Annotated in this window: 15 protein-coding genes; 13 read left to right on the top strand and 2 right to left on the bottom strand. The window is 42.8% G+C overall.

Going from position 1 to position 20,938, the window contains the following annotated elements; genetic code table 11:
* Nucleotides 1-126 precede the first annotated feature (126 nt).
* From BQ7489_RS00295 to BQ7489_RS00285, 3 genes are all read left to right on the top strand, one after another.
* Nucleotides 127-1,257 carry a PCMD domain-containing protein gene (locus BQ7489_RS00295; RefSeq protein WP_072529561.1) on the top strand — a complete coding sequence of 377 codons (1,131 nt, stop codon included), beginning with the start codon at nucleotides 127-129 and terminating at the stop codon, nucleotides 1,255-1,257.
* A gap of 9 nt (nucleotides 1,258-1,266) precedes the next feature.
* Entirely contained in the window at nucleotides 1,267-2,043 is a 777-nt protein-coding gene (locus BQ7489_RS00290) for a porin family protein (RefSeq protein WP_072529560.1), read from the top strand.
* Nucleotides 2,044-2,260: 217 nt separating this feature from the next.
* Nucleotides 2,261-3,772: an IS1182 family transposase gene (locus BQ7489_RS00285; RefSeq protein WP_083580413.1), complete on the top strand. Its 1,512-nt coding sequence runs from the start codon at nucleotides 2,261-2,263 to the stop codon at nucleotides 3,770-3,772.
* 165 nt (nucleotides 3,773-3,937) lie between these two features.
* Here BQ7489_RS00285 and BQ7489_RS00280 read toward each other — a convergent pair whose 3' ends face one another.
* Nucleotides 3,938-4,432 (bottom strand): calycin-like domain-containing protein, encoded by a 495-nt coding sequence (locus BQ7489_RS00280; protein WP_083580414.1) that lies wholly within the window; start codon nucleotides 4,430-4,432, stop codon nucleotides 3,938-3,940.
* A 294-nt stretch (nucleotides 4,433-4,726) separates the two neighbouring features.
* Here BQ7489_RS00280 and BQ7489_RS00275 point away from each other — a divergent pair, with 294 nt between their 5' ends.
* Nucleotides 4,727-5,584, top strand: coding sequence for a helix-turn-helix domain-containing protein (locus BQ7489_RS00275; protein ID WP_072529558.1), 858 nt, complete (start codon nucleotides 4,727-4,729; stop codon nucleotides 5,582-5,584).
* Nucleotides 5,585-5,614: 30 nt separating this feature from the next.
* On the opposite strand, the gene BQ7489_RS00270 is transcribed toward BQ7489_RS00275, so the two are convergent.
* Nucleotides 5,615-8,572 carry a PEP/pyruvate-binding domain-containing protein gene (locus BQ7489_RS00270; protein ID WP_072529557.1) on the bottom strand — a complete coding sequence of 986 codons (2,958 nt, stop codon included), beginning with the start codon at nucleotides 8,570-8,572 and terminating at the stop codon, nucleotides 5,615-5,617.
* A gap of 227 nt (nucleotides 8,573-8,799) precedes the next feature.
* Here BQ7489_RS00270 and gdhA point away from each other — a divergent pair, with 227 nt between their 5' ends.
* The 9 genes from gdhA (at nucleotide 8,800) to BQ7489_RS00225 (ending at nucleotide 20,894) form a co-directional block, all read left to right on the top strand.
* Entirely contained in the window at nucleotides 8,800-10,137 is a 1,338-nt protein-coding gene (gene gdhA, locus BQ7489_RS00265) for an NADP-specific glutamate dehydrogenase (RefSeq protein WP_072529556.1), read from the top strand.
* 165 nt (nucleotides 10,138-10,302) lie between these two features.
* On the top strand, nucleotides 10,303-12,030 hold the full coding sequence (locus BQ7489_RS00260; protein WP_072529555.1) for a fimbrillin family protein: 1,728 nt from the start codon (nucleotides 10,303-10,305) through the stop codon (nucleotides 12,028-12,030).
* Nucleotides 12,031-12,105: 75 nt separating this feature from the next.
* Nucleotides 12,106-12,975 (top strand): hypothetical protein, encoded by an 870-nt coding sequence (locus tag BQ7489_RS00255; protein WP_072529554.1) that lies wholly within the window; start codon nucleotides 12,106-12,108, stop codon nucleotides 12,973-12,975.
* Nucleotides 12,976-12,984: 9 nt separating this feature from the next.
* Nucleotides 12,985-14,364: a S41 family peptidase gene (locus BQ7489_RS00250; RefSeq protein WP_072529553.1), complete on the top strand. Its 1,380-nt coding sequence runs from the start codon at nucleotides 12,985-12,987 to the stop codon at nucleotides 14,362-14,364.
* A 245-nt stretch (nucleotides 14,365-14,609) separates the two neighbouring features.
* Entirely contained in the window at nucleotides 14,610-16,067 is a 1,458-nt protein-coding gene (locus BQ7489_RS00245; protein WP_072529552.1) for a TolC family protein, read from the top strand.
* 9 nt (nucleotides 16,068-16,076) lie between these two features.
* Complete coding sequence (locus tag BQ7489_RS00240) at nucleotides 16,077-17,063, top strand: HlyD family secretion protein (protein WP_072529551.1); 987 nt, start codon at nucleotides 16,077-16,079, stop codon at nucleotides 17,061-17,063.
* Between the two features lie 9 nt (nucleotides 17,064-17,072).
* On the top strand, nucleotides 17,073-18,248 hold the full coding sequence (locus BQ7489_RS00235) for an ABC transporter permease (protein ID WP_072529550.1): 1,176 nt from the start codon (nucleotides 17,073-17,075) through the stop codon (nucleotides 18,246-18,248).
* Between the two features lie 12 nt (nucleotides 18,249-18,260).
* Nucleotides 18,261-19,526: an ABC transporter permease gene (locus tag BQ7489_RS00230; RefSeq protein WP_072529549.1), complete on the top strand. Its 1,266-nt coding sequence runs from the start codon at nucleotides 18,261-18,263 to the stop codon at nucleotides 19,524-19,526.
* 108 nt (nucleotides 19,527-19,634) lie between these two features.
* On the top strand, nucleotides 19,635-20,894 hold the full coding sequence (locus tag BQ7489_RS00225) for a TonB family protein (RefSeq protein WP_072529548.1): 1,260 nt from the start codon (nucleotides 19,635-19,637) through the stop codon (nucleotides 20,892-20,894).
* The last annotated feature ends 44 nt before the right edge of the window (nucleotides 20,895-20,938 follow it).

Raw genomic sequence — 20,938 nt, 5'->3', positions numbered from 1 at the left:
AAACAAGTTTCCCCGCAATGAAATTCCATTCCTTGCGGGGATTTTTATGTACAGATCTCCCATCTGATTTTATAATCCAGGAAACTTTTATATATTTGTCTCAACTAACCGAAATTCTCATTATCAATGAAACTGACAAATATTATAGGAATCTCGTTAATAGCCCTTCTCACTCTTTCCTGCATCCGGAAAGAAGCCCCTAATGCTGAAGCTGACATCATAGGATGTTACTTGCCAGACAATGTATTGGCTACCGATTCCATCAATGTAAATTTACCTTATGAGGAATCCATAGATGCCTACCCTATCTACATCGAGGTCAAACAAGGGACAGACCGCACAGAACTTGCCCCAACTTTTACATTGACTCCGGGAGCAAGCATTATACCGGCAAGCGGGAGTGTACACGACTTCACTGCTCCGGTACGCTATACCGTTACATCTGAAGACGGGAAATGGCAACGTGTTTACTCCATAAACGTCAGAGAGGAGTCAATCACAGAAATACCTACTGAATACCACTTTGAAAATGTCAGGCTGAATGACGGCTATTATATTTTTTATGAAACAGACAATGACCACACATTAACCTGGGCCAGCGGAAATCCAGGCTTCAAACTGTCTTCAGGGAATTCGGATGCCTTGAATTACCCTACTACCATTGAAAAGAACGGATACAGGGGTCAATGCGTCAAACTGGTTACAAAAACGACCGGAAGCCTGGGAGCTATGGTAAATATGCCGATTGCTTCCGGCAACCTTTTCATCGGACAATTCAATATAGCAAATGCCTTGTCCAACCCACTTACGGCCACACTATTTGGTACAACCTACTATAAAAAGCCTCTGAAAATCACCGGCTACTACAAATATCAATCCGGTCCTAGATTTTATGAAAACGGTAATTATACCGATAAAAAAGACCAGTTTGATATCTATGCCATTTTCTACGAAAACCATGACGAACAAAATAAACCGATCACTTTGGACGGAACTTTACCGACTGAGAATTTTCAACATCCACAAATGGTTGCCTTGGCACGGATCAACGATCACTCCGAACGTGATGAATGGACCTATTTCGAGATTGAATTCGACTATCAACGATATGGGAAAGAAATTGACTACGCAAAATTGTATACAGGAGGGTATAATTTCGCTTTAGTAATGGCTTCCAGCATCAATGGCGCCACTTTTGAGGGAGCTCCTGAAAGTACTCTCTGGATTGATGAAATATCTATAATCAATGAAGAATAACTGTAATTTATGAAAAAGATATTGACCACAATGCTCTTAATGCTGGCATTGACTTCCAGTATACAGGCACAACAGCAACATAGCACCTTAAAACGGACACAATCAAACGGATGGGAGTTCGCCTTAAAAGCCGGATTCAACATCGGTGGATTCTCACCAATTCCTTTGCCCGTTGAAATCCGAAGTATTGAAGGATATAACCCGACACTAGCTATCCAGCTTGGAGGAGAAATGACCAAATGGATAGGTTCATCCCCTCAATGGGGTATTACTTTAGGCCTCAGGTTCGAAAATAAGAATATGACAACCAAAGCCATGGTTAAAAACTACAGTATGGAAATCATAGGCAGCGACGGAAACCGTCTGAAAGGAAACTGGACCGGAGGAGTAAAGACAGACGTCAGAAACGATTACTTAAGTATTCCATTATTGGCCTCCTGGAAACCGTCTTCCCGATGGACCGTACAATTCGGCCCCTATGCCTCCATCCTGTTAAACGGCAATTTCACAGGAAATGTATACGAAGGCTATTTACGTGAAGGAGATCCTACCGGAGAAAAAATCAATTTTTCGGAAGGTGCTGTCGCCACATACGATTTCAGTGACAACTTACGTACCTTCCAATGGGGATTACAGGCCGGAGGCGAATGGAAAGCATTCCGACATTTAAAGGTTTACAGTTATTTGACCTGGGGATTAAATGATATTTTCAATAAAGATTTCCAAACCATTACATTTGAAATGTATCCCATTTATCTGAATTTCGGATTCGGATATTCCTTCTAAAAAAACAGATACAGGTAAGAACTATAAAACGAACTATCGACAATAAATGATAGGGCAGATACGAAAAAAGAGGCTGTCTCAAATTGAAATATAATTTGAGATAGCCTTTTTTGTGTCTGGAAAAAAATCGGGCAAGCCCCAACTTCGCTCAGTCAGGACTTGCCCGTCTCCCTAATTTTTTGTATCTTAGGGAATCAAGCAATATATCCCAAAGATAATGTTTAAAAACTATACCTCCAACGATAATCTGCTTTTACCTCCGTGTTTAGGCGATTTTATTCCCCAGAACGACCCGGTCCGGGTTGTTCACCGTATCATTGAACAGATCAGCCTGGAAGAACTTTACCGCAAGTACTCCGTCAAAGGCTGTCCGGCCTACCATCCCCGCATGATGCTGCAGATTCTGGTATATGCCTATCTGCGCAATATCTATTCCAGCCGCCGCATCGAAGAGTTCTGCCGCAATGACATCCGCTTCATGTGGCTGACCGGCAATGTGACTCCTGACCACAACACCATCAACCGTTTCCGCAGCAGTCGGCTGAAGGATGTGCTCAAGACCGTCTTCGCCACCATCGTGAAGTTCCTTGTGGCGGAAGGCTTTGTAAGTTTGGACGTGGCCTGCACCGACGGGACGAAGATGGAGGCGAACGCCAACCGTTATACGTTCGTCTGGGGCAAGTCCATCCACACCCGCATCTCCAGAATCGCGGAACAGCTTGAGGAGATATGGCGGTACGCCGAGTCCGTCACCAAGCAGGAGCTGCGCGACTCCGCTCCCCTCACTTACCAGGACATCACCCCCGAGAAGGTGGAAAGGGCGCTGGAGCAGATACATGAAGCCTTGGAGGGAACGGATGCGGACCGGAAAGTGAAGGCCAAGGTTCGGCGTGTGAAGAAGGCATGGCCCGAACAGCTGAAGAAATATGAATCCCAGGGAAAGATTCTCGACGGGCGCAACAGCTACTCCAAGACAGACCCCGACGCCACGTTCATGCGGATGAAGGAGGACCACATGAGGAACGGGCAGCTCAAGCCCGGATACAACCCGCAGGTCAGTACCAACAGACAGTTCATCCTGAACTATACCCTCCATCAGTGTGCCGGTGACACCTCCACCTATCCCCTGCACATGGAAGACTTCCATTCCCTGTACGGCAGATATCCTGACGTGTCGGTCTGTGACGCCGGATACGGAAGTGAGGAGAACTACCTGTACGCCTTCAGGCATGGCATTGAAACCTTCATAAAGTACAGCTATTTCCACAAGGAACAGAAAAGAAGCTTCAGGAATGACCCGTTCCTGTCTGCCAACTTTTACTATAATGAAGAAACCGACGGCATGTACTGTCCGATGGGACAGAGGATGAAAAGACTCTCCGATGTAAAGCGGACGACAGACAACGGTTTTGTACAGACCATCTCAAGGTACAGGGCCCGGAACTGCAAGGGCTGCCCGTTAAGATGCCGGTGTCACAGAAGCCGGTCGGAAAGGATTGTACAGGTAAACCACAGGCTGAGGAAAATCAAGGAAAGGGAACGTGAGAAACTCCTTTCTGCGGAAGGTCTTAAATACCGGAGCCAGCGGCCGCAGGATGTGGAAGCCGTATTTGGAAACCTCAAGAACAACAAGCACTTCAAGAGGTTCCATCTCCGTGGACTGAAGAAGGTGGAAATTGAATTTGGCCTGCTGGCCATAGCGCATAATCTTGCAAAAGTAGCCTCTTAAGAGGCTTCTGACCAAGAAAAAAACGTTTAAAGCGATGAAATCTGTAGAAAGAAACTTGTAAATTCCTTTTTTTGAGGAAAATCCAAACGACTTCAATCTGATATAAAACGACAGAGGCCATCTCAATTCATTTTGAGACGGCCTCTTTTCCTATATTAGAAATAATCATTTAGTTTGTGTCCCTTCAAAAGAAACATTGACAGTCTGACCCAACAGAGCTGTTGCGTCCACTGTAATATCTATTGTGATATTGTCACCCTTGATAGTTCCGGATACCTTCACAGGAAGATTTCCCAACATACCTACGGCCACTTCCTGTGAACCGGCAAAAGTATAAGTACCATTACTTTCAGTTACGGCACAAGGATCCACTGTTATATCAAAAGGTGTCGGTAAAATGAATTCAAAGTTTTTCAGTTCAAGTTTCAAAGAATTATCGGCAGATGATGATTTAGACAAAATAATGCTTTGCTCCATAGAACCAAGAGACTGGCCATTGACAATGATACCCAATGTTCCGTCATAAGTACCAGCCAATTCAGTCGTTATCACTTGTTCCAGAGTCATTTCTTCCTTTGTTTCGGTTTCATCATCACTACAAGCTGTAAACAAACCCATTGAACAAATCAATGCAAACAAATAAAATAATCTTTTTTTCATACTTACTTTATATTAGTTAATACTCAGATTCACCTTCTTCCTATAGGAAATTCCATATCTCATTCCAGACATAAAATTAACCGTATTATTGAAGTGCAAAGAAACAGATTATTTCCATTAGCAGCAAGGTCTAAATATTCTCTTTTTGTCCATTTTTTCAAGTTTTTAAATGATTACGATTCCGAAACGCCTATAATTCAAAAAAAAGAGAACAATATTTGATCGGCAAATTATCCTAAATTTCAAAATTAAGTTACCTTTGCATGACAATAAAGATAGCTCACAACCTCGCGTATGGACAGAGATAAAGAAATTCCGAAATTTGATTTGCCCGAAGAATGGATTGTAGGGACAGATATCAGTAAAGAACTGCTCAACCTCTACACCAATTTCCCGTGCAGATTAAAATGCGAGATTTTCGTGTTGTGCATGGACGGAGAAGTCGAAGCATCTATAAATCTGAACCGCTTTACTGTCCATGCCAATGATTTTGTAACCATCATGCCCGGAAGTATCTTCCAGATACATAAAGTCAGCGGCAACCTGAAGATTTATTTTGCCGGTTTTTCATCGGGATATATAGGGAAAGCCAATCTGCGCCATTCTTCCCTGAATACACTCTATATTACAATCGGACGTCCTCTCATTACATTAAAACCCAAAGGAGCCCAGTTATTGGAACAATACCTGAATTTTCTAATCAACTTATATGACTTTTTCGACAATGTTGAAAGCCGGAAAGCCATTACACCTTATCTGTATGACAATATCCATGCCGGAATTGCAAGCATGTATCGGAACAATAAGGAACAGAGCAAAACTGCACTTCCCAAAAGTGAACAGCTCTGCAAGGATTTTACCCAATTGGTTACTCAAAGCTACAGCCAGACACGCAATGTAGCCTGGTATGCCGAAAAATTAGGAATTACACACGCCCATCTCTGCACTATTGTCAAGCAAGTGACAGGCAAAACCTGTGTAGAAATCATATCCCAAATGGTTATTATGGATGCCAAATCACAATTAAAATCAACCAACCTGTCCATTCAGGAGATATCTGACTCCCTGAATTTCGCCAACATGTCATTTTTCGGCAAATATTTTAAGCGGTATGTAGGAATGAGCCCGCTGGAATATCGGAACAAAGGCTAACTCTCTTTCCAACGGACCCTTTCATGTTTGTCATTCAGGGAGTACCACTACCCCCAATTTCTTTTTACCATCCATCTTTATAATAAGAGGTTTTTCAAACCGTACCCAACGCAAATATCGGGTTTCTTCTACCGCCGGCATTGCATTCAATATCTCTTGATTGTAAATGCCATCATTCATATAGGGGTTTATTGTAAAATAGCCGACCCCAAATGAAGTCAGATTCTGAAAGAAATGAGTTCCTTGACTCGGATCTACCCGATAGTTTGTAAGTCCGGCCTCAACAATTACACGGGCTGCCGAAATATTAGGCCACTTTACCGGAATTCCCAGCCATGTATCACTGCTCCCCCAACGTCCGGGACCTACCAATACATAATTTTTCCCCTCATCCAGAAATCTCCTGTTCAATTTTTCTATATCATAGGCTATCAACTGATTATTGGATGCCGAATACCCGTCTGTCTTTACATAGATAACATCTTGTATATCATTCATGATACCATGTCCTAAAGAATTCTCACTCTTCAACAGAATCCTCTCTGAAGGTACCAGATTCAAATCCTCACCCAAATCCGCTTTCACATCAACCATCGGACGGATCTGCAGCAAGTAAAAGACACCTGATTTTTCTTTAGAATTCAAATTGACCGCAAATTCTATCTCCACAGGACGACGCATCTCTCCCTGTCCATACTTCTGTACCAACTGGAGAATCCGTGCAAGAGGGAAAACATCATGCTGCAATATATTGGCAAATGTAATAACCTTACGCCCACCGGGATATATACCGTCACGGATAACCATATCATACGGGTCATAAGTAGAAGCAATAAACGTTAACGCCCCATCCTTTTCCGCTTCTTTGACCGGAAGTTTCAGCAGATTGAATCCGTCATCCAAAGAAAAGTTCTCTCCGGTATTCTTTAAATCCAATGCATAGAAACGCGTCTGGGTTTCCCTCAAAGCCATCTCCATTTCGCTGGTTTGCAAGACCTTATCAGGATGATACGGACAAACGCGCAAAGTCAAACCTCCATCAACAATATATTTTCCTAATCCCAATGCCAGACTGACAGTCCCTTCTTCCGCCAGCTCTTCATTGATCGGATAATAGTTGATTGAACGGGCAACTCCCGATATGGAAGGATAAAAACGGTCACCATATTGATTCCCGACAACTTCCTGCAAAATGACAGCCATCTTTTCCTCGTCTATCACATTACTTGTGGCCTGCATGTATGCCTTACTGTCTTTATAAAAGACCGAAGCATACACCCCTTTTATCGCATCACTCAACATGCGGAGCATATCGTATTTGTCTTCCAGATAGGGAATCATATATGTGGAATAAATTCCTGCAAACGGCTGATAATGGGAATCTTCCAGCAAACTTGAAGAACGTATGGCAATAGGCGACTTGACAACTTCAAAAAAGGCGAAGAAATCCTCTACCAGACGATCCGGCAACTTGGCCCGCAAAAAGGCCTTCAAAATACTTTCGTCATCTGCGTCACTCAAAGCAACCTGATACAACTGATTGGTTTCCATAAACTCGTCAAAAATATCAGTACAAAGAACCACCGTCTTCGGAATGACAATCTGGGCATTCTCAAAACTTTCAAAGTCCGGATGCCGCTTCACCATGTTGTCAATAAATGCCAGACCACGTCCTTTCCCTCCCAAAGAACCGTCGCCTATACGGGCAAAATTCGAATAGCGGTCAAAGCGGTCACGTTCAAATACGGCAACCACTCCTTGGTTCTTCATTTTCCTGTACTTTACAATCGCATCAAAAATAATCTGACGATGTGCGTCGATATCCTGTAACGAATCCCATGTAACCTGTTTCAAGAACTCGGCTACAGGAAATATCGCCCGTGAATAAAGCCAACGTGATATATGGTTCCGGCTTATATGGTAATAGAAAGAATCGGAAGGAATGGAAAAGATAATGTTCTGCAATTCTTGCAGATTATGGACACGGGCAACCGGCTTCATCGTCTTCGGATCCAGAAAGACAAAATCACCGAAACCGAAGTTTTCCAATACGGCCTCCCGGAGATCGATGTTCATTTTTTTTGAATTCTTGTCTATAAACTTGGCTCCCAACTGATCTACATACTTCCGGTTGGTCTCTTCCGCCGACTGAAGAATAAGGGGTATGAACGGATCACGTTTCCGGACTTCTTCCAAAAACTCCACTCCGGCCAAAGGCTCTATCTTCCCGCCTTTCGGGAAACGTACATCCGATATAATCCCTAACGTATTATTCTGATATTTATTGTAAAGGTCCATCGCCTCTTCGTACGAGCGGGCCAATACAATTTTAGGACGCCCCCGCATTCTCAAAGTCCGTTGATGCTCATTCAACGCTTCCGTAGCGAATTCCTTACTCTGTTCCAGCACGAACTTATACAGATTAGGAAGAATGGATGAATAGAAACGGATAGAGTCTTCTACCAAGAGAATCATCTGTACTCCAACTTCTTTGATATCATGTTCCAGATTCATCTTGTCTTCTATCAGCTTATGGATGGAAACCAGCAAGTCAGTATTTCCTAACCAACAGAAAACGTATTCAAAGATGCTCAAGTCTTCATGCTCCATGCGTTCTTTAATACCATGCGAGAAAGGTGTCAACACAACCAAGGGAACTTTCGGAAATTTCTCCTTGATCTTACGTCCTATATCAAATGTATCACTATTATCCGACCCCGGCATACAGATAACCAGTTCAAAACGTGTTTCAGACAATTTCTTCCAGGCTTCTTCTTCAGTCGACACTTGAGTAAAACGTGGAGGATAGCGAAGACTCAGATTCATGTATTCAATGAAAATCTTTTCATCGATACGCCCGTCATCTTCCAGCATAAAGGCATCATAAGGATTTGCCACCAGCAGGACATTGAAGACACGACGGGTCATCAGGTTTACAAACTGGGTATCTTTAAAATAGAGTTGGTTCAGTTTTATCTTGCTCAGCATAGCACTATTTTTAAAATCAAAACTACATTGAACAAATTAAAGCATTTATGACGACTTTTACAACAAATTCGAAAAGGAAATGGACATTTTGTAAGGGAGTCTCAGGCATTTAACATTTTATCACCATTACACAAGAAATAAACACAAAAACATTTGATAAAACGCCATAAAATTATAACTTTGCATATATAAAAATTTCATTTTGTCAGATTTTAAACAAATATGTCATGAACATTAACCAAATTATGTCATCACTGGAAGCAAAGCATCCAGGTGAAGTAGAATATCTGCAAGCAGTCAAAGAAGTATTGATTTCCATTGAAGAAATCTACAACCAACATCCGGAATTCGAAAAGGTATCTTTGATTGAACGTTTGGTTGAACCAGACCGTATCATTACATTCCGTGTACCTTGGGTAGACGACAAAGGTAAAGTACAGGTTAATCTCGGCTATCGCGTACAGTTCAACAATGCGATAGGTCCATATAAAGGCGGAATCCGTTTCCACGCATCTGTAAATCTTTCCATCCTTAAATTCCTGGGATTTGAGCAAACATTCAAAAACGCCTTGACAACCCTTCCGATGGGAGGCGCAAAAGGTGGTTCGGATTTCTCTCCAAGAGGAAAAAGTGAAGCAGAAATCATGAGATTCTGTCAGGCTTTCATGCTGGAATTATGGCATCATCTCGGCCCGGATATGGATGTTCCCGCAGGAGACATCGGTGTAGGCGGAAGAGAAGTGGGCTATATGTTCGGTATGTACAAGAAACTTACACATGAATTTACCGGAACATTTACAGGCAAAGGCCTTGAATACGGAGGTTCATTAATCCGACCGGAAGCAACCGGATTCGGCGGACTTTATTTCGTAAAACATATGCTGGACGCTAAAGGTATCGGCATAAAAGGCAAGACTGTAGCCATCTCTGGATTCGGTAACGTAGCATGGGGGGCCGCAACAAAGGCTACCCAGCTAGGGGCAAAGGTAGTGACCATTTCAGGACCAGACGGATACATCTATGATCCGGACGGCATCAGCGGCGAAAAGATCGACTATATGCTTGAACTCCGCGCTTCCGGAAATGACATCGTGGCACCGTATGCAGAAAAATTCCCGAAAGCGACCTTCATCGAAGGACGCCGTCCTTGGGAAGTGAAAGTCGATATCGCACTTCCATGTGCAACCCAGAATGAATTAAATGGCGAAGATGCCGAAAATCTGATAAAAAATTCCGTTCTTTGCGTCGGAGAAATTTCAAATATGGGCTGTACGCCTGAAGCTATCGATGCTTTCATCGAACATAAAATCATGTATGCTCCAGGTAAGGCAGTCAATGCCGGCGGCGTAGCCACATCAGGCCTGGAAATGAGCCAGAATGCTATGCACATGAGCTGGAGCGCTCAGGAAGTCGACAATAAGCTTCATGAAATCATGCACAATATCCATGAGCAGTGCGTCAAATACGGTACTGAGCCCGACGGATATGTAAATTATGTGAAAGGAGCCAATATTGCTGGATTCATGAAAGTGGCACATGCCATGATGGCCCAAGGAATTGTATAAAAAGCACTATTTGTTTAAAATATATCTCGTTTAGTTGTATTTGTATTTTGTATTGTAATGTGCGTCACCAGCCTGTGAAGGTTCAGTGACGCATTTTTTATCCCCATTCCATATAGAAATCCACAAATTTGCGTTATCATAATAAAACAAGTAAATTCTTATATTATGAAATGCGTATTTGTATTCCTTATAATCACCGTCATATCATCCGGTTGCCAACATGAGCTTGCCTATTTAACGTCCGAACTGACATATCAAATCTCTTACTATCCGAAATTCAATACCATAAATTCAAGGTCTGTTTCCGAATGCTATTTCCAGGAAGAAGACCAGATTCTGCTTTACTCCCAAGGAGGCATCACCGCCGACAAGGCAATACTGACTTATCAAAACCAACAATGGAATTCAACTCCTGTCCTGAAATGGGAGGGGCAGACGGAAACAGCATCCATACAAGCATACTATCCTATTACCGCTGAAACAGGTACTTCCGCAGCTTTCTACCCTACAGACAACAAGCTGATAGACTTATTAGGTTGCCAAACCCATGCCACCTGTAACGAACCGATAGAACTGCTGTTCGAACATCAGTTTTCACAACTTACCATCCACCTGGATCCCGCATTAAATAAAACACTTGTAAGCATGGAAATCACCCCGTCTGTATCTGTCCACCATTTCGATTTTATAACCGGTACCCCGTCCTTCGATACCGGACAAACCTACACAACTTTTTTAGAACGTACTGACAATCCAGTCTATACCCTTATAATTCCACCTGCGGAAAACATGTCCATCCGCATCACTCTTACAACTACCAGCCAATATTATCAACTTGACATAGACAACCGGACTTATAAAAAAGGATATTCTTATGAGTGTGCCATACGCCCCGATAAAAGAATACCCGGCATTTACAACGCAGAAGATTTCATAGCATTCACTCACCTTATCAGTGGAATTGAATACGGAAACAGAACACTTGAAGAATTTGCTGACAACACTGGCAATATAACAACCTACAACCTTTACAATGATATCACATTTACTCCAGAAGAATGTGAAAGAATCCATGAAATAGGATATTATCGGGAATTCAAAAGCCAACAATTCAATGACTGTTTCAACGGAAACGGATATACATTGTCTAATCTGAGACTTCAGGCTCCCCAAAAAACATATGGTTACGGACTGTTTTCCTTCATTGGAACGTCCGGTATTGTCAAAGACCTGACCATCAAAGATTCACGACTTACGACCTCACAATACAGTGTAACGATAACCGGACTTCTATCAGGAGCAAACTACGGACTGATTGATGGCTGCCAACTGATAAATTGCACCATTACATCAGATTATCCGACAGATCTACGTGTAGGAGGCATTGCCGGAAGCAACAAAGGGATCATAGCCAACACATCCGTGACATATACATCCATCATCAATACCTCCAAACAATATGAATCAGCCTCAGGATCAATTTGCTCCAATAATTTCGGATATATCCAGAACTGTTATGCTGTCTGCAATACCTTTTCAGAAATAGCAGGAGGACTTACATACACTTGTGAAAAAGGTTCGTCAATGAGCAATTGCTACACATACGGGAATACCCCCTCGCCGAAATTCGGGAACATATCCTATAGAGCCCTTACGCCCAACATCTCTTATTGCTATTATGACGACAAGACTGAAGCCGCTATAAACACATCCGATTACACTTTCAAAAATCTATATTACTATAACCCGACCACTCTCATAACTACCGATAACCAAATACTTACCGACAAACTTAACGGATGGATTACAAGACACACTCCGGTACAATCCACCTATTCATACCATCAATGGATGCCGGCCGATAATTATCCGCTCACATTGAAACATCCATAATTACATTTTTTTAGAAGCTAAAAAGAAGCTTATACATAAAATGTTGTATTTTTGCACAAAACATAAAAGAAGCAGATGGAAAAGAGTAAAAAGTTAGTCATTGCTATCATAGCGTTAATTGTTCTTGTTGCCGGGGTTTCTTTCTTCGCCTTTACCCAATTTCATAAGAACAGACAAATGACCGAATTATTTGCTATAGAAAAGGAGGAGATGGAAAATGAATACAGTACATTCGCTACCCAATACGATGAATTACAGGTACAGATCAACAATGATTCCCTGCGCGAAAAGCTGGAAAGTGAAAAACTGAAGACACAACGCCTGCTGGAAGAATTACGTCAGGTAAAAAGCTCCAATGCAGCCGAAATCACCCGTTTGAGGAAAGAGTTGAAAACCGTACGTGCCGTATTGAGAAGCTACGTCATTCAAATAGACTCCTTGAACAGACTTAACGAAGCTTTGACTGTAGAAAACAAAGAAGTCAAAGATAAATACAATGCCGCTACCGTCCAGATCAGTAATCTTTCAGCCGAGAAAAAGAATCTTCATGAAAAAGTCTCTCTGGCTGCCCAACTGGACGCTACCAATATTTATGCCAGCCCGTTGAACAAACGTGGTAAAAAGACCGACCGTGCCAAAGATGTAAAGAAAATAGCCATTTCATTCACCATTGTAAAAAACATTACGGCAGAAACCGGAAACAAGACCTTATACATCCGTATAGCCAAACCAGGAAACGAAATTTTGTCGAAAGGGAATACTACTTTCCAATATGAAGACCGACAGATTACATATTCCATCAAAAAATACATTGAATATACAGGAGAAGAACAGACTGTTACCGTATATTGGGATGTACAGGAATTTCTCCCTGCCGGGACATATAATGTATACATCTTTGCCGATGGGAACATGATCGGACAAAACTCGTTTGAAATGGAATAAGGAACTTATATGCAAAAATATCCTATCTATATCATAAGTCTCGTTATATCCGCAGTAGCGTTCTTATCCTGTGGTCAAGACCGTTCGGGCGAATACTATGCACTGATTGAGGCCAAATATTGGATGTATGAAACCATGCAGCAGGACTATCTGTTTTATGAAGATCTCCCAGCGGAAGACGGACTGAACTTTTTCCAGAAACCGGAAACTTTCCTGCAATCGGTCATTTCATCAAAAGACCAGAAAAATGGAGTGCAATTCTCGCACGTGGATTCAATCAAAGCATCACGTGTTACAAGTGAATACCCGTCATACGGATTTCAAGGCGCCCTGGTACGGAACGCAAATGGTGACAATGTGGTACAAGTTCTGTATACCTACGAAAATTCACCGGCTTCTGAAGCAGGTATCAAGCGCGGCGACTGGATTGTCACGGTCAACAACTATGCCATCAACTCGACCAATTATGCCAACTTCATTGAACATCCTACCCAAGCTCTGACATATAAAATAGCACGTAAAAACGAAAACGGCATACATGATACCCTCATAGTAGACATGCCTTCTCCTCGCTATGTGGAAGAACCAAGTGTCCTGCTCACAAAAATGATCACTGTAGGAAACAGAAAAGCTTTCTACATCATGTATAATAGCTTTGAAGAAGAAGAAACCGATCTTTTAAAGGAAGCCTTCAATCAAGGAATGGCCCAATCACCTACCGACATTATTCTGGATTTACGCTATAATCCGGGAGGGTATGTATCCACAGCCTTATTGTTAAGCACTATTCTTGCCCCCCAGGAAGTTATGGGACAGACTTGCTTTACCATGATTCCTAATGACAAAAAAGGTGAATCACAAACCGCCATATTTGATTCCGGACTGCTGACCGGAGTCACTAAGGCCAACTTTGATTATCTCTATATAATTACTTCCAGTTCCACAGCTTCTGCTGCGGAACTGACCATCAACAGCCTACGTCCTTATCTAGGCGACAAGCTATTGCAGGTAGGAGATGCTACTTTCGGAAAAAATGTGGCACAAAGTCTCTATACAAACGAAGCATATCCGTTAATCGAATTCTGGTTGACGACACATTATCTCGCTAATTCAGAAGGTTTTTATGACTACTATACAAACGGACTGGAACCCGATTACCAACAAGCGGAAGACATGACACTGGATTTGGGCGAGCTTGGATCTGAACAGGATATCCTGATGCAACCCATCATTTATCATATGGCCAACGGCACTTTCCCAAGCACAGGTACAGATGAAACTACTAGTGAAGAAAGCCGGAGCTATCTTGGATTTTTCAATGGCCAAGCAAAAGTCCTTTATAACCCTATCAGTCACAAGCCTAAAGAAGCCAAAATATCTGGTTTATAAACAGAAACAACCATATAAGAGACCCACAGAAGAATCCGTCATTACCCATTGGAACAATGACGAATTCTTTATTTTATCTCCATTTTAGATACCCTTACGTAACATATTTTTAAGGTTTTACAAAAAAAATCAAAAACAAGTTGCATCGACAATCTTTTTCAAACTTTTCTATTGCCAGTTTGTTTATATTGTATACATTTGCATTGTTGCATAAGCAACTAAACTATTAATTAACTGAATTGGTAATGAAAAGAATTCTCGGCTTAATCTTATTGTCAGGGCTGTCATTCAGCAGCTATGCACAACGTATTCTCACGCTCGACAGCTGCCGTACGCTGGCTCTTGCCAACAACAAGGAATTACGTATCGCACAGGAAAAAATAACGGCTGCACACTACCAACAGAAAGCAGCATTCACCAATTTCCTGCCCAAAATAGATGTAATGGGTACCTACATGCGTACAGAAAAGGAAATTTCCTTATTAAGTGATATCCAGAAAGAAGCAATCGGTAATGTCGGTACACAACTGGGACAAACGATTCAGGAAATAGCCAGTGGGCTACCCGTAACCATCCCCCCACAATACCAGGCTATTTTACAACCCATCATCGGTAACCTGACCAACGGATTAAACGCTGCAGGACAAAGCATCGTAGATGCATTCCACACCGATACACGAAACTTGTATGCCGGCATCGCAACACTTACCCAACCTATTTATATGGGAGGGAAAATAATGGCTTACAACAAGATAACAAAATATGCCGAACAACTGGCAGTTTCGCAACATGCAACCGGTATGCAAGATTTGATTCTGAATACAGACCAAGCCTATTGGCAAGTCATTTCACTTGTCAACAAGAAAAAGCTGGCTGAAAGTTTTCTTGAACTTGTAAGAAGACTCGATTCGGATGTAGACAAGATGGTATCGGAAGGAGTTGCAACCAAAGCCGACGGATTAAGCGTCAAGGTGAAAGTCAACGAAGCTGAAATGACATTGACACAAGTGGAAGATGGATTAAGCCTTGCCAAAATGGTCCTTTGCCAGATCTGCGGATTACCCCTGGATACCGATATCAGTCTGGCCGATGAAACCATGGAAAACCTCACATTACCTTCTACCTACACGAAAAGCAATGTAGCTACCGCCTTTGCAAACCGTGAAGAGCTGAAAAGCCTTGAACTGGCAGAAAATATCTATCGGCAGAAAGTCAATGTGGTCCGTGCCGATTTTCTTCCTTCTATCGGCTTAACGGCCAACTATATGGTGACAAATCCTTCACTGTTCAACGGATTCGAGACAAAATTCCGTGGGACATGGGGTGTAGGTGTGGTAGTCAAAATACCGGTATTCCACTGGGGAGAAGGCATCTATAAAGTAAAGGCAGCCAAGGCTGAAGCCAATATAGCCCGTTATCAATTGGACGATACCAGAGAAAAGGTAGAATTACAGGTAACTCAAAGCACATACAAAGTAAATGAAGCTACAAAAAAACTGACCATGGCCGAAAAAAATATGGAAAAGGCAGAAGAAAATCTCCGGTACGCCAATCTCGGTTTCAAGGAAGGGGTAATACCTACCAGTAATGTACTTGAAGCACAAACGGCATGGCTATCGGCCCAATCCGGAAAGATTGATGCACAGATCGATTTGAAAATGAGTGAAATATATTTAAACAAATCAATGGGAACTTTAAAATAACGAACAGATATGGCTGAAAAATCTCAACGCAACAACATTATCCTGGCACTAGGCACACTGGTAGGTGTAGTGATTATCGTCAGTGTGATAGGATTCTTTACCTTAGGAAAAGATTCCGAAATCATTCAAGGACAAGCAGAAGCAACAGAATACCGCGTTTCAAGCAAAGTTCCGGGACGTATCCTGAAATTCCTTGTCAGCGAAGGTGATAAGGTCAAGGCCGGTGATACACTGGCTATACTTGAAGCCCCGGATGTCATGGCCAAGTTGTCACAGGCACAGGCCGCAGAAGAAGCCGCACAGGCCCTGAATGAAAAAGCGGAAAGAGGAACACGCGCCGAACTGCTCCAAACGGCATTTGAAATGTGGCAGAAAGCGAAAGCCGGACTCAATATCGCCGAGAAATCATATAACCGTGTCAACCGCCTCTATGAAGAAGGAGTCATGTCGGCCCAGAAACGTGATGAAGCAAAGGCTCAGTACGATGCGATGGTAGCTACTGAACGGGCGGCAAAAGCTCAATATACCATGGCAAAAAACGGTGCACAGCGTGAAGACAAGAAAGCAGCCGCAGCACAGGTAGAACGTGCCAAAGGCGCTGTAGCCGAAGTCAGCTCATACATAGCAGAAACCATACTGACAGCATCGGCCGACGGAGAAGTTACCGAAATATTCCCTAAAGTGGGAGAACTGGTCGGAACCGGAGCTCCTATCATGAATATAGCCGAACTGAACGACATGTGGATTACATTCAACGTCCGTGAAGACTTTCTGAAAGATTTCTCTGTAGGAGGTGAAATCACACCCTATATCCCGGCTCTTGAAAAAGAGATAACCTTGAAGGTGACCTACATGAAAGATCTTGGAACATATGCAGCCTGGAAAGCGACCAAGACGACCGGACAATTTGACTTAAAGACTTTTGAAGTAAAAGCAAAACCTATACAACCGGTTGAAAACCTCCGACCGGGAATGTCAGCCATCATCGAAAAATAAACATCCGCCATGCCTATAACTATCCATAAACGCCTGTTACTGATTTCCATACGCGAGCTTCGCCGCATAGCCGGCAAACCGATGTATGTATTCTGTATGCTGATTGCACCAATCTTCTGTTTCATTTTCTTTACAACGTTAATGAGCAAAGGATTACCCAACAATCTGCCCGCAGGTGTTGTGGATCTGGACAATACATCGACAACGCGTAATATAATCCGCAATCTGGATGCATTTCAGAATACCCGTATCATAGAACAGTTCAGCAGTTTCAATGATGCGCGTGAAGCCATGCAGAAAGGTGAAATCTATTCATTCTATTATATTCCGGAAGGCACGACAGAAGCAGCAATTGCAGGCCGGCAACCGACCGTTTCATTTTATATCAACTATTCATATCTGATTGCCGGATCTTTATTATACAAAGACCAGCGTACCATGTCCGAACTGGCTTCAGGAGCCATAGGCAGAAGTACCCTGCTGGCCAAAGGTGCAACCATGGATCAGGCCATGACTTATCTACAGCCTATCGTAATAGATACCCATGCTTTAAACAATCCATGGCTGAACTATTCCGTATATCTGTGCAATACCCTCTTCCCTGGTATCCTGATGCTTCTGATATTCCTTACCACTTCCTATGCACTGGGAGTAGAAATCAAAGACAATACAGCAGGGCAGCTACTGAAAATGGCAGATAATTCCATTACGACAGCATTGACAGGCAAACTGCTTCCGCATACTATCATATTCTTTATCGTAGCGGTATTCTATAATGTGTATCTATATGGGTTCCAACATTTCCCTTGCAATAGCGGGATTCTCCCGATGCTTCTATCCGGACTTCTGCTGGTATTGGCTTCACAAGCCTTGGGCATATTCTTTTTCGGCTTGTTCGGTTCCATGCGGCTTTCAATGAGCGCCGCTTCATTATGGGGAGTGCTTTCCTTCTCTATTTCGGGATTCACTTTCCCTGTAATGGCCATGCACCCTACACTCCAGGCGCTCAGTAATCTGTTTCCATTACGGCACTATTTCCTGCTCTACGTAAATCTGGCTCTCAACGGATACCCGCTCGTCTATGCATGGCACTCCATAGTTGCATTACTGATATTCATGATACTTCCATTCTTCGTATTGAAGAAGCTCCGGAACGAGATGTTACACTATACATACATCCCATAAAAGTTTGTACTTATGAAAGAATACTCACTACGACATATTATCAGACAAGGTCTCAACGGATTATTCCATAACTGCAAAGAAGAGCTGAAGGCTTGTGTAAAAGACCAGGGAGTATTGATCTTTTTCCTGCTTGTACCATTGGTCTATCCCTTGATCTATGCATTCATCTACACCAATGAAGTAGTCAGAGAAGTCCCGACAGCGGTTGTTGATGCCAGCAATTCATCGACGAGCCGTGAATACATCCGTCTGGTAGACGGCAGTCCCGATGTCCATATCCAGGCATATTGTTCCGATCTGGAAGAAGCCAAAGACCTTTTGAAGAAACAGAAAGTATATGGTGTCATCTATATACCGCAAAATTTCAGCAAAGACTTAGCCAGAGGTATACAGACACAGGTCAGTATCTTCTGTGACATGAGCGGAATGTTATATTATAAAGCCATCCTGATTGCCAATACAGAGGCTTCCCTTGTCATGAACAAACAGATACAGATAGAACGAGCCGGTAATACAACCGACCGCCAGGACGAAATCAGTACTGCTCCCATAAAATATGAAGCCGTATCCATGTTCAATCCCCAAGACGGATTTGCAAGTTTTCTGATTCCAGCCGTACTGATCCTAATCATACAGCAGACATTGCTGCTCGGCATCGGCCTTTCAGCCGGTACTGTACGTGAAAACAACCGGTTCAATGAACTGATTCCGGCCGGGAGAAATTACCAGGGAGTGCTCCGTATCGTATTGGGCAAATCATTTGCCTATCTGCTCATTTACGCAGCTATATCCTCCTATGTACTTTGCCTGGTACCGAAAATGTTCAGTCTGGTGCAGATTGCCCAGCCTGCCACCTTACTGGCATTCATTTTTCCATATCTGTTGGCATGCATTTTCTTTGCCATGACGTGCTCCATCTTCATCCATCACCGTGAATCCTGTATGATGATATATGTATTCACTTCAGTTCCGTTGCTGTTCATTTCCGGAATCTCCTGGCCGGGGGCAGCCATCCCTAAATTCTGGGAAATCTTCTCCTGGCTTTTCCCTTCAACCTTCGGAATCAACGGTTTCGTACGTATCAATAATATGGGAGCCACACTGAGTGACGTACTTCCCGAGTACCATGCCTTGTGGATACAGACTGGTATCTATTTCATAACCACTTGTATCGTATACCGCAATCAAATCATACTCAGTCGCAAAAACGCCCTCAGACATCTGAGCCAGTTGCGCAAGAAAAGACTGGCAAAGTCATCATCCGACACCGGCCGATAAAGGAGGAAACTATCCTTATTTAGTTTTATTAACAATGAGGTAGAACAAATCAAAGAGATTACTTGTAGTTTTGTACAGCTAAATTATATATACTGCATATTAATCCAGATGAAAAATTCATATATATTCATTCTTTTTGTCTTGTTCTACCTCATCGGTATTCCTCAAAATGCCGATGCACAAGAAAAGAAACTGACCTTCCGTTTCAGTATCCTGAAATCGAACGGAGATCCGCAACCGGGAGTTATTTTACGTATCTCAGGAGAAACCGATGACCATACAGCCGACGAACAGGGTAATATTACTTTCGAATATACGTGGAACAGTGACAATTACGCCAGAGTATATCTCTATTTCCCCGAAGAGAAAGACCGGTCAGTCAAATCATTCATCTTGGAAGAAACAGAAACCGACAAGATCATATATCTGGACCGGCCGGAAGATATCGCAACATTCAAACAGCAGAATACGACTATACCCGTCAGCGGTATCATCAGACACAACAACGGGAAAGCAATCGAAGGAGCTACGGTAAGTATACAAGGTACCGGCCGTAAAACATCAAGTAACGCAAACGGTGAATTCCACATTGATGCCGACTATACACACAACATCACAGTCCGTGCAGACGGTATGGAAAACCAGTCATTAAGTATCAATGATTTTCTGGAGAACCGTGATGAACCTCGTGAAATCATCATGAATCCTAAAAATACCTATCAGGTATACTCCGTGGTAGAGCATATGCCCGAATTCCCGAACAATGGAATGAAAGGCTTCATGAACTACCTGAAACGGAACCTGAAATACCCGGATTGGGCCAAAAAGGCAGGAAAAGAAGGGATTGTGGTTATACAGTTCATCGTAGAACGTGACGGTTCAATATCCTCCCCCAGTATTGTCCGCCATCTGGAAGCTTCGATGGATACAGCCGCCTTGGATGTCATCAAAGCTATGCCCGACTGGATTCCTGCAAAAGACAACGGGAAAACCGTACGATGCAAATATTCGGTTCCTGTGCAATTCAAGATCGAGAAACCTAAACCCGCTCCTGCAGCAGCGAAACCACAAAAGCCGAAAGCAAATATCAAACCCGTAGAATCAGATTCGCTTAAAACCGACAGCTTGGTTACCGACAGCCTACATTCTATCTTACCCAAGGACTCACTGCTGCAAAAGAAAGAATTGGCATTACCGGCCGACAGCCTGATAATCCCAGCGGATTCATTGCAGACAGGCGTATCTGATACCATCAGACAAGATACGATAAAAGCAACGGTAAACCACAGTGAAACGGATACACAACCACGTAAAAGGAACATATTTGTCCGCTTCTTCCGTTGGTTATTCGGAATCAAGGACAAATAACCTTGCCGTTATTAATATAACAAGAGAGAGGGGAACGTTTCAAC

Source organism: Bacteroides ilei (assembly GCF_900128495.1).
Taxonomy (GTDB): Bacteria; Bacteroidota; Bacteroidia; order Bacteroidales; family Bacteroidaceae; genus Phocaeicola; species Phocaeicola ilei.
The sequence above is the reverse complement of the archived record's forward strand: the minus strand, read 5'-3'. Positions and strand labels throughout refer to the sequence as shown.

Bases quoted from the DNA above. Each gene is read 5' to 3' on its own strand.
- BQ7489_RS00295 (WP_072529561.1), top strand. From the start codon at position 127: ATGAAACTGACAAATATTATAGGAATCTCGTTAATAGCCCTTCTCACT.
- BQ7489_RS00290 (WP_072529560.1), top strand. From the start codon at position 1,267: ATGAAAAAGATATTGACCACAATGCTCTTAATGCTGGCATTGACTTCC.
- BQ7489_RS00285 (WP_083580413.1), top strand. From the start codon at position 2,261: ATGTTTAAAAACTATACCTCCAACGATAATCTGCTTTTACCTCCGTGT.
- BQ7489_RS00280 (WP_083580414.1), bottom strand. From the start codon at position 4,432: ATGAAAAAAAGATTATTTTATTTGTTTGCATTGATTTGTTCAATGGGT.
- BQ7489_RS00275 (WP_072529558.1), top strand. From the start codon at position 4,727: ATGGACAGAGATAAAGAAATTCCGAAATTTGATTTGCCCGAAGAATGG.
- BQ7489_RS00270 (WP_072529557.1), bottom strand. From the start codon at position 8,572: ATGCTGAGCAAGATAAAACTGAACCAACTCTATTTTAAAGATACCCAG.
- gdhA (WP_072529556.1), top strand. From the start codon at position 8,800: ATGAACATTAACCAAATTATGTCATCACTGGAAGCAAAGCATCCAGGT.
- BQ7489_RS00260 (WP_072529555.1), top strand. From the start codon at position 10,303: ATGAAATGCGTATTTGTATTCCTTATAATCACCGTCATATCATCCGGT.
- BQ7489_RS00255 (WP_072529554.1), top strand. From the start codon at position 12,106: ATGGAAAAGAGTAAAAAGTTAGTCATTGCTATCATAGCGTTAATTGTT.
- BQ7489_RS00250 (WP_072529553.1), top strand. From the start codon at position 12,985: ATGCAAAAATATCCTATCTATATCATAAGTCTCGTTATATCCGCAGTA.
- BQ7489_RS00245 (WP_072529552.1), top strand. From the start codon at position 14,610: ATGAAAAGAATTCTCGGCTTAATCTTATTGTCAGGGCTGTCATTCAGC.
- BQ7489_RS00240 (WP_072529551.1), top strand. From the start codon at position 16,077: ATGGCTGAAAAATCTCAACGCAACAACATTATCCTGGCACTAGGCACA.
- BQ7489_RS00235 (WP_072529550.1), top strand. From the start codon at position 17,073: ATGCCTATAACTATCCATAAACGCCTGTTACTGATTTCCATACGCGAG.
- BQ7489_RS00230 (WP_072529549.1), top strand. From the start codon at position 18,261: ATGAAAGAATACTCACTACGACATATTATCAGACAAGGTCTCAACGGA.
- BQ7489_RS00225 (WP_072529548.1), top strand. From the start codon at position 19,635: ATGAAAAATTCATATATATTCATTCTTTTTGTCTTGTTCTACCTCATC.